10 protein-coding genes are annotated in these 9,088 nt (G+C 67.6%); 8 read left to right on the plus strand and 2 right to left on the minus strand.

Annotated elements, in window-relative coordinates; genetic code table 11:
- Nucleotides 1-214: helix-turn-helix domain-containing protein (locus G6019_RS17325; RefSeq protein WP_241725995.1), on the plus strand; the 214-nt coding region annotated here is incomplete at its 5' end.
- Here G6019_RS17325 and G6019_RS10765 read toward each other — a convergent pair.
- Complete coding sequence (locus G6019_RS10765) at nt 166-585, minus strand: YccF domain-containing protein (protein WP_107755987.1); 420 nt, start codon at nt 583-585, stop codon at nt 166-168. The two genes, G6019_RS17325 and G6019_RS10765, sit on opposite strands and share 49 nt — an antisense overlap.
- Nucleotides 586-695: 110 nt before the next feature.
- Between G6019_RS10765 and G6019_RS10770 the strand changes: the two genes are divergently transcribed.
- The gene (locus tag G6019_RS10770; protein WP_107755988.1) at nt 696-2,045 is read left to right on the plus strand and encodes a glycoside hydrolase family 1 protein; all 1,350 of its coding nucleotides are present in this window, start codon (nt 696-698) and stop codon (nt 2,043-2,045) included.
- A 59-nt stretch (nt 2,046-2,104) separates the two neighbouring features.
- The gene (locus tag G6019_RS10775) at nt 2,105-3,199 is read left to right on the plus strand and encodes a serine hydrolase domain-containing protein (protein WP_182613809.1); all 1,095 of its coding nucleotides are present in this window, start codon (nt 2,105-2,107) and stop codon (nt 3,197-3,199) included.
- A 28-nt stretch (nt 3,200-3,227) separates the two neighbouring features.
- On the opposite strand, the gene nadE is transcribed toward G6019_RS10775, so the two are convergent.
- On the minus strand, nt 3,228-4,079 hold the full coding sequence (gene nadE, locus G6019_RS10780; RefSeq protein ID WP_309230211.1) for an ammonia-dependent NAD(+) synthetase: 852 nt from the start codon (nt 4,077-4,079) through the stop codon (nt 3,228-3,230).
- Between the two features lie 259 nt (nt 4,080-4,338).
- Between nadE and ykgO the strand changes: the two genes are divergently transcribed.
- The 5 genes from ykgO to nrdF all read left to right on the plus strand — a co-directional run bounded on the left by ykgO (nt 4,339) and on the right by nrdF (nt 8,970).
- On the plus strand, nt 4,339-4,461 hold the full coding sequence (ykgO, locus tag G6019_RS10785; protein ID WP_003852698.1) for a type B 50S ribosomal protein L36: 123 nt from the start codon (nt 4,339-4,341) through the stop codon (nt 4,459-4,461).
- A 554-nt stretch (nt 4,462-5,015) separates the two neighbouring features.
- Entirely contained in the window at nt 5,016-5,246 is a 231-nt protein-coding gene (gene nrdH, locus G6019_RS10790) for a glutaredoxin-like protein NrdH (RefSeq protein ID WP_107755990.1), read from the plus strand.
- Nucleotides 5,247-5,301: 55 nt separating this feature from the next.
- A complete protein-coding gene (gene nrdI, locus G6019_RS10795) occupies nt 5,302-5,748 on the plus strand; it encodes a class Ib ribonucleoside-diphosphate reductase assembly flavoprotein NrdI (protein ID WP_107755991.1) in 447 nt (148 codons plus the stop codon).
- A gap of 68 nt (nt 5,749-5,816) precedes the next feature.
- The gene (nrdE, locus tag G6019_RS10800) at nt 5,817-7,898 is read left to right on the plus strand and encodes a class 1b ribonucleoside-diphosphate reductase subunit alpha (protein ID WP_231750581.1); all 2,082 of its coding nucleotides are present in this window, start codon (nt 5,817-5,819) and stop codon (nt 7,896-7,898) included.
- Nucleotides 7,899-7,953: 55 nt separating this feature from the next.
- A complete protein-coding gene (gene nrdF, locus G6019_RS10805) occupies nt 7,954-8,970 on the plus strand; it encodes a class 1b ribonucleoside-diphosphate reductase subunit beta (protein ID WP_182613811.1) in 1,017 nt (338 codons plus the stop codon).
- Nucleotides 8,971-9,088: the final 118 nt, after the last annotated feature.

Genomic DNA, 9,088 nt, shown 5'->3' on the forward strand with positions numbered 1-9,088 from the left:
GCCACCACTGAAGATGATCCGTCGGTACCGACTCCAGGAGGCCGCGCAGCGGCTACGCGACGACCCCACTGTGATGATCGCCCGGGTCGCCGCCGACCTCGGGTACTCCGACCACGCCCACCTCACCGCGGACTTCCGCACGGTCCTCGGACTGAGCCCCCGCTCCTACCGTCGCGGGCCCGGCGCCGCCGCGAAGGGATCCTCGGACGGGTGACGGATGGGGACGATCCGCTGGCCGAGCGGGAGCAGTGCCAGCGGGACCATCTTCCAACAGGCGATCCCGAAGGGGATGCCGACGATCGTCAGGCACAGCAGCAACCCCGCGACCAGGTGGGCGAGCGCCAGCTCCCAGCCGAGCACCAGGATCCACAGGATGTTCCCGAGCATCGAGAGCGCACCGGCGTCCCGGCGGAACTCGGTCCGCCGGCCGAACGGCCACAGGACATACGCGGCGAGTCGGAACGAGGCGATGCCGAAGGGGATGGTGATGATCAGGATGCAGGCGATGACCCCGGCGATGACGTACGCCAGTGCCAACCACCAGCCGGCGAGAAGAAACCAGAGCACGTTCCCCAGGGTTCGCATCTCCTCACGGTAGTCGTCGACTCGGACCCCGGTAACCGGTTCCGGGGCCCCGGTGCACGGCGTGAGGCCAAACCGCTGACGGCGGGCCCGGCGTGTGTGATGTTGGGAGGATGACTCCCCGTAAGAGTGTTGTCACCAGGCTCCTGCTCGCCCCGGCGCTCGTCATCGCACTGGTCGCTACCGTCCTGATCACGGGTTCCGCGCTGGCGCGTGCCGAATCTCGGATGGTCGAGGGGTTCCACTGGGGGGTGGCCACCTCGGGCTTCCAGGTCGAGGGTTCAAATAGGGACTCCAACTGGAAGCGCTACGTCGACGCCGCGGCCGCCCGCGGTGAGGCCGACCCGGTGAACGACGCGGTGGACTTCTGGAACCGATACCCGGAGGACATCGCGCGCGCCGCCGACATGGGCGTCACCACCTTCCGTCTCAGCGTGGAGTGGTCCCGCATCGAACCCGAGCCGGGGCGGTACGACGAGGGGGCGCTGCGTCGGTACGACCACATCCTCGACACGATCCGGGCGCACGGGATGACGCCCATGATCACGATGGTCCACTACGTGTACCCCGGATGGCTCGTCGACCGGGGCGGTTTCCTCTCGCCGGACGCGGTGGAGGCCTTCGGCCGCTACGCCGAGCTCGTCACCGAGCGGTGGGCCGGCGACGGGACGATGTGGGTCACCTTCAACGAGCCCCTGGTGTTCTTCAGTCACGAACTTCGCATCGGCCTGGTCGGCCTGCACCAGTTCACCGAGTTCCGCGACAACGTCGTCGCGGCCCACAAGCTGGGATACCACGCCGCGCACCGCGCCGACCCGGAGGCGATGGTGACCGCCAACGAGGCATACCTCCCCGCGTTCGCCCCGGCCACCGACGACCTGCTGCTCAACCACATCCGCGAGGAGCTGGACTTCATCGGGATCGACTACTACTACGGAATCGCGCTCGACAACCTCACCACCATCCGCGCCGCGTGGGACGACTTCGCCGGCGTGCGTCCGCAACCGGAAGGGATGTACGAGTCGATCGTGCACTACGCGCGGCACTTTCCCGGTAAGCCGCTGTACATCGTCGAGAACGGGATGCCCACCCACAACGGGCACCGGGAGGACGGGATCGAGCGCGGCGACTACCTCCGGGACGTCGTCTTCTGGATCCAGCGCGCGGCCGCCGACGGTTACCCGGTGATCGGATACAACCACTGGTCTTTGGTCGACAACTACGAGTGGGGAACCTACGACTCCCGCTTCGGCCTGTACCGGGTCGACGTACTCACGGATCCGCTGCTCGAGCGCAGGCCGACCTCCGGGGTCGACGCCTACCGGGACGTGATCGCGCGCGGCGGAGTCCCGGAGGGCTACCGCCCGGTTCTGCCGGTGGGTGTGTGCTCGCTGGGGACGATCCCCGACACCTGCCTGGATCCGGTCGACGTTCACGGGCCGCTCGCGAGGCTGGGTCGCTGACCGCGGGCGCTAAGAGGAGAACCTGTCACCGCCGGGCCGGGCGGACGTAGGGTCATCCCATGGATCGGTTCGACACCGTCGTCAGGGAGCTCGACGCCCTGGTCGACGCCGGGCGGCTCACGGGTTTCGTCTGCGGGGTCCGGCAGGATGGCCGGACGCTGATCGCAGCGGGCGGGTCGCGGTCACCCGACGGGCCCGCGCTCGACCCTGACACGGTGTTCCCCCTGTCGTCCAACACCAAGCCGGTGGGCGGCGTGCTCGCGCTGCGGATGGTCGAGCTCGGGATCCTCGCACTCGACGACCCGGTCTCCACCCTTCTGCCGGAGTTGTCGGCCCCGCGGGTCCTCACCCGGCCCGGCGCACCGATCGACCGGACCGTGCCGGCCGGCCGACAGATCACCCTGCGACACCTGCTCACCATGACCGCCGGCGTCGGATGGGCGGGAGAGGGCAGTCCTCTGACCGTCGCCATGGTCGAGCGACAGATCGCGCCGGGACCCTTCGCGCCTCCGATGGAGCCGGACGAGTACCTGCGGCTGCTGGGCGCGCTGCCCCTGGCCGATCAGCCCGGGGTGGGCTGGCACTACCACACCAGCAGCGACGTGCTGGGTGTCCTCCTGGCGAGGGCCACGGGAGCGACCGTGTCCGACCTGGTGGCCGACCACGTCACCGGCCCGCTCGGTCTCGCGGACGTGGGGTTCACCGCCGACCCCGACCGACTCCCCACCAGTTACGGGCTCGGCCCCGACGGGGGCTTACGGGCGCTGGACACCGGTGACCGGTTCGCCCACCCGCCGCGCTTCGAGTCTCTGGCGTGCGGGCTGACCTCGACCGTCTCGGACCACCTCGAATTCCTCGACGTCCTGGTCGGCGGTGGGGTGCTCCTGGGGTCGGAGTACGTGGAGGTGATGACGGCCGACCACCTGACCGCGCGGCAGCGGGCCGACGCGGAGGGGTTCATCGGACCCGGCTGCGGGTACGGGATGCAGGTCGAAGTCCGTCCCGGCGGGGTCGTCGGTTGGGCCGGGGGACTGGGCACCATCGCATACGTCGACCGGCGCACGGGCCGCGGCGCGGCGGTGTTCACCACGCAGTCCTACGACGTACCGGGGACGGCGGAGGCGCTGGACACCGTATGGGCGCTGCTGCGGTGACCGATCGGCGGTGGGCGATCGCGGGGGCTCACCCCTCGCGCCACCAGGTGTCCAGAGGAGTGGCCGGGACGGCCCGCTTGTGGCGGGTGGCCAGGAACAGCTGCTCGATCCGGTCGACGGCCTCCGCCGACACGCCGTCGCGGCCCTCGAGATAGTCGTCGATCTGCTCGTAGGTCACGCCCAGCGCCTCCTCGTCGTGCAGTCCCGGCCGGTCGTCCTCGAGATCGGCGGTGGGGAGCTTTCGCCAGGTCGACTCCGGCGCGCCCAGGTATCGCAGGAGCGCGGCGCCCTGGCGCTTGGTGAGGCCAGTCAACGGGGTGAGATCGACCCCGCCGTCGCCGTACTTGGTGAAGAACCCCGTGACCGCCTCGGCCGCGTGATCCGTGCCCACGACGAGAAGTCCGAGCTGCCCGGCCACGGCGTACTGGGCGACCATCCGTTGTCGTGCCTTGACGTTCCCTCGCACGAAATCGCGGAGCGGACCCCCGTGGTCGGGCAGCACCTCCAATGCCTCGGCAGTGGCCGCCGACATGGTGGCCGACGCGGGCCGAACGTCGACGGTGACGCGGGCGTCGGGTCGGATGAAGTCCAGGGCCACGACGGCGTCGGCCTCGTCCGCCTGGGTGCCGTGGGGCAGGCGCATGGCGACGAATCGGGCGCTGGGCAGCCCCTCGTCGCGCAGCTTCTCCGCGGCGAGCTGGCAGAGTCGACCTGTGAGGGTGGAGTCCTGGCCACCGCTGATGCCGAGGACGAACCCCGTGGCCGGGGTGCTGCGGAGGTAGTCGGCCAGAAACGCCACCCGACGATCCACCTCCTGCGCCGGATCGATGTCGGGGCGAACACCGAGTTCGTGGATGATGGACGCGCGGAGCGCGCTGATGCCGGGAGAGGACTGGGTCATGGCGTCAGCATAGAAACCCAGTGTGACTTCTGGGTGACATGCGGGGCGGACACGGCGTGACGTACGGACGGGGACAGGGTCGACGCACGGAATCGCCGGTTGGAGTTCTGACGGGGCAGTCCGTTACGATGGACCAGTTGTGTGTCGTGCATCCGACCTCCGGGTCGGACGTGTCGCGCAGTCATCCCAGTCGTGTCGGCGGCCATCACGGCCGCCCCGAGAGCCTAAGGAGCGCCAGATGAAGGTCCGCAAGTCCCTTCGGTCGCTGAAGAACAAGCCGGGCGCCCAGGTTGTCCGTCGTCGCGGCAAGGTCTACGTGATCAACAAGAAGGACCCCCGTTTCAAGGCCCGCCAGGGCTGAGTCCGTCCGCGTGGGAGCCCACGCACCCGCGAGGGCCCGTCACCGGTTCGCCGGTGGCGGGCCCTCGTCGTCGTGGGGCGGTGCCGAACCGTCGATGCCGGTCCGTCGGGGCCGGCGATCACGGGCGCGTGACCGGGCGCGCCTGTGGAGCGGGTGGGGACAGGATGTGGGGCGCTTGGGGACGGCCTGTGGGGCGCCGGACCGGGTTCCCGACGCGTGTTCGGGCGTGGCAGTGTGGCGTCCGGGGAGCGGCGCGTCGGCATCCGGGACGCTCTGTCCAGCCGGGGGTGGGCGGTGTCCACAAGGCGGGATCGCGACCTGGGAATACCACCGTTGTAAGACCAAAATGTTGTGGTCCATTGACTCGTCGGACACTAGGGGTAGTGTCTAAGGCGTTGCGGCACCCGATGAATACCACTCGTGGCATTCGGGCTGCGAACCCTGACAGACACCGCGGTTATCCACAGGCCGGGCTCACGAGCCGGAACCGATGACCGTCCGAGAAGTACCCCTCGCGCCTCCGCGGCGCCCGTGCCGAAAGAGGTCCACGACTGATGGTCACCGTCTACACCAAGCCCGCCTGCGTCCAGTGCAACGCCACCTACAAGGCCCTCGACAAGCAGGGCGTCGAGTACCGGGTGGTCGACATCTCGGTGGACGACGAGGCGCGGGAGTACGTGATGGCTCTCGGCTACCTGCAGGCCCCCGTCGTGGTGTCCGGCACCGAGCACTGGTCGGGATTCCGGCCGGACCGGATCAAGGCTCTCGTCACCGTCGCGGCCTGACACCTGCCCGACACCGGGGGGCTCCCGGAACACGTGTAATCCGAAGGGGGCAGTCATGGCGGCTCCGCTGCCGGCCACCGAGCCGGTGAGGATCGTCTACTTCTCCAACGTCTCCGAGAACACCAAGCGGTTCGTCGACCGGCTCGGGCTCCCGGCGCTGCGGATCCCCACGCGGAGGACCGATGCCCCGCCGGTCGTGTCGGACCCGTATGTTCTGATCGTCCCGACGTACGGGGGTTGCCTCGAGGTCACCGGGAGGACCGGCGCCTCGGTCCCACGACAGGTCGTGGCGTTCCTGAACAACGCGCACAACAGAAGCCTCTGCCGGGGTGTCATCGCCGCCGGCAACACCAACTTCGGTGCGGACTACGCGGTCTCCGGCGATGTGATCGCACGCAAGCTCGGGGTTCCGTACCTCTACCGGTTCGAACTGATGGGCACACATGAGGACGTCATCCGCGTCCGTGAGGGATTGGAAGAGTTTTGGCAGCACCAACCGTGACCCCCGAAGGCACCATCGCCGGTGAGGCGGGCGAGGGGCAGCGCCTGGATTACCACGCGCTCAACGCCATGCTCAACCTCTACGACGCGGACGGGAGGATCCAGTTCGACAAGGACCGTGAGGCCGCGCGCGAGTACTTCCTCCAGCACGTCAACCAGAACACGGTCTTCTTCCACAACCTGGACGAGAAGCTGGACTACCTGGTCGACAAGAACTACTACGAGCGCGAGGTGCTCGACAAGTACACCCGCAACTACGTGCGCGAGTTGTTCGATCACGCCTACGCCAAGAAGTTCCGCTTCCCGACATTCCTCGGCGCGTTCAAGTACTACACCTCGTACACGCTCAAGACCTTCGACGGGAAGCGCTACCTCGAGCGCTACGAGGACCGCGTCTGCATGGTCGCCCTCACCCTCGCGGACGGCGACGAGACCCTGGCCCGCCGCCTGGTCGACGAGATCATCGACGGTCGGTTCCAGCCGGCCACCCCGACGTTCCTGAACTCGGGCAAGAAGCAGCGCGGTGAGCCCGTCTCCTGTTTCCTCCTGCGTATCGAGGACAACATGGAGTCCATCGGACGCAACATCAACTCCGCACTGCAGCTGTCCAAGCGCGGTGGCGGGGTCGCGCTGCTGCTGTCGAACCTCCGCGAGCACGGCGCCCCGATCAAGCACATCGAGAACCAGTCCTCCGGCGTCATCCCGGTGATGAAGCTGCTTGAGGACTCCTTCTCCTACGCCAACCAGCTCGGCGCCCGCCAGGGAGCCGGCGCGGTGTACCTGCACGCCCACCACCCGGACATCTTCAAGTTCCTCGACACCAAGCGCGAGAACGCCGACGAGAAGATCCGCATCAAGACCCTGTCGCTGGGCGTCGTGATCCCGGACATCACGTTCGAACTGGCCAAGCGCAACGACGACATGTACCTGTTCTCGCCGTACGACGTCGAGCGGATCTACGGCAAGCCCTTCGCGGACGTCGACGTCACCGAGCACTACACCGAGATGGTGGAGGACAGCCGGATCAAGAAGACCAAGATCAACGCACGGCACTTCTTCCAGACCCTCGCCGAGCTGCAGTTCGAGTCCGGGTACCCGTACATCATGTACGAGGACACGGTGAACCGGGCCAACCCGGTCGCAGGCAAGATCACCCATTCGAACCTGTGCTCGGAGATCCTCCAGGTCTCCACCCCGTCGACGTACAACGAGGACCTCACCTACTCGCACGTGGGCAAGGACATCTCGTGCAACCTCGGCTCGCTCAACATCGCCAAGGCCATGGACTCCCCGGATTTCGGAGCGACCATCGAGACGGCGATCCGGGGCCTGACCGCGGTGTCCGACCAGACCCACATCGACTCGGTCCCGTCGATCGAGCGCGGCAACTCAGAGTCGCACGCGATCGGCCTGGGGCAGATGAACCTCCACGGTTACCTCGCGCGCGAGCGGATCCACTACGGATCCGAGGAGGGCGTGGACTTCACGAACATCTACTTCTACACGGTCCTCTACCACGCGATCCGGTCGTCGAACCTCCTCGCCCGGGAGCGGGGGACCTGGTTCGCCGGATTCCCGGAGTCCACGTACGCCTCCGGCGAGTTTTTCGACAAGTACACCGACCGGGCGTGGGAGCCGGCCACCGAGCGGGTGCGCCAGCTGTTCGCCGACGCCGGCGTGGCGGTGCCCACCCAGGACGACTGGCGTGCGCTGAAGGCCGATGTGCAGCAGTACGGCATCTACAACCAGAACCTCCAGGCCGTGCCGCCCACGGGATCGATCAGCTACATCAACAACTCGACCTCGTCGATCCACCCCGTGGCCTCCCGGATCGAGATCCGCAAGGAGGGCAAGATCGGTCGCGTCTACTACCCGGCGCCCTACCTGACCAACGACAACCTGGACTACTACCAGGACGCGTACGAGATCGGGTACGAGAAGATCATCGACACCTACGCGGCGGCCACCCAGCACGTGGACCAGGGCCTGTCGCTGACCCTGTTCTTCAAGGACACGGCCACCACGCGGGACGTCAACCGCGCCCAGATCTACGCCTGGCGCAAGGGGATCAAGACCCTGTACTACATCCGCGTGCGACAGCTCGCGCTCGAGGGCACCGAGGTCGAAGGGTGCGTCTCGTGCATGCTCTGACGCCGGTGCCGCAGGCCTGCGACCCGAACCGCCCCCGCCACCACGAGGAGATCCGATGACCGCCGAGTTGCACGCTCCGGGATCCCACAGCCCCGCCGCCGGGGTCGCCCCCCGGCTCGTCGACCGGGTGTCGGCGATCAACTGGAACCGCGTCACCGACGAGGTCGACGACCAGGTCTGGGGCCGGCTCACCAGCAATTTCTGGCTGCCGGAGAAGGTCCCGGTGTCCAACGACATCCCGTCGTGGCAGACCCTGACGGACTCGGAGCAGGAGCTCACCACCCGGGTGTTCACCGGACTGACCCTGCTGGACACCCTCCAGGGGACGGTCGGCGCGGTGAGCATGATCCCCGACGCGGCGACCCCGCATGAGGAGGCGGTGCTCACCAACATCGCGTTCATGGAGTCGGTCCACGCCAAGAGCTACTCCACGATCTTCTCGACGCTCTGTTCCACCCCCCAGATCGATGACGCCTTCCGCTGGGCGGAGGAGAACACCTACCTGCAGCGCAAGGCCCACATCACCCTCGGGTACTACTCGGGCGAGGACCCCCTCAAGCGCAAGGTCGCGTCGACCCTCCTCGAGTCGTTCCTCTTCTACTCGGGCTTCTACCTGCCGATGCGCTGGTCGTCGCGCGCCAAGCTCACCAACACCGCGGACATCATCCGGCTCATCATCCGGGACGAGGCGGTGCACGGGTACTACATCGGCTACAAGTACCAGCGCGGTCTCGAGCACATCGGCCAGGCGGAGCGCGACGAGCTGAAGGACTACACCTTCGAGTTGCTCTTCGAGCTGTACGACAACGAAGCGGACTACACCGAGGACCTCTACGACACCGTGGGGTGGACCGAGGACGTCAAGAAGTTCTTGCGTTACAACGCCAACAAGGCGCTGATGAACCTCGGCTACGAGGGGATGTTCCCCAAGGACGAGACCAACGTCGACCCCGCCATCCTCTCGGCGCTCAGCCCGAACGCCGACGAGAACCACGATTTCTTCTCGGGCTCGGGCAGCTCCTATGTCATGGGCAAGGCCGTGGCGACGGAGGACGAGGACTGGGACTTCTGAACCCACCATCGTCGTCACCTCACCCCGGCCCCTGATCAGGCGCCGGGGTGAGGTCGTCGGGCTGATGTAGCTGGTCGGCGGGGTCGGCCGGTCCACGCGCGGCCGGATCGGCCGGCCG

Source organism: Dietzia sp. DQ12-76 (assembly GCF_014145045.1).
Taxonomy (GTDB): Bacteria; Actinomycetota; Actinomycetes; order Mycobacteriales; family Mycobacteriaceae; genus Dietzia.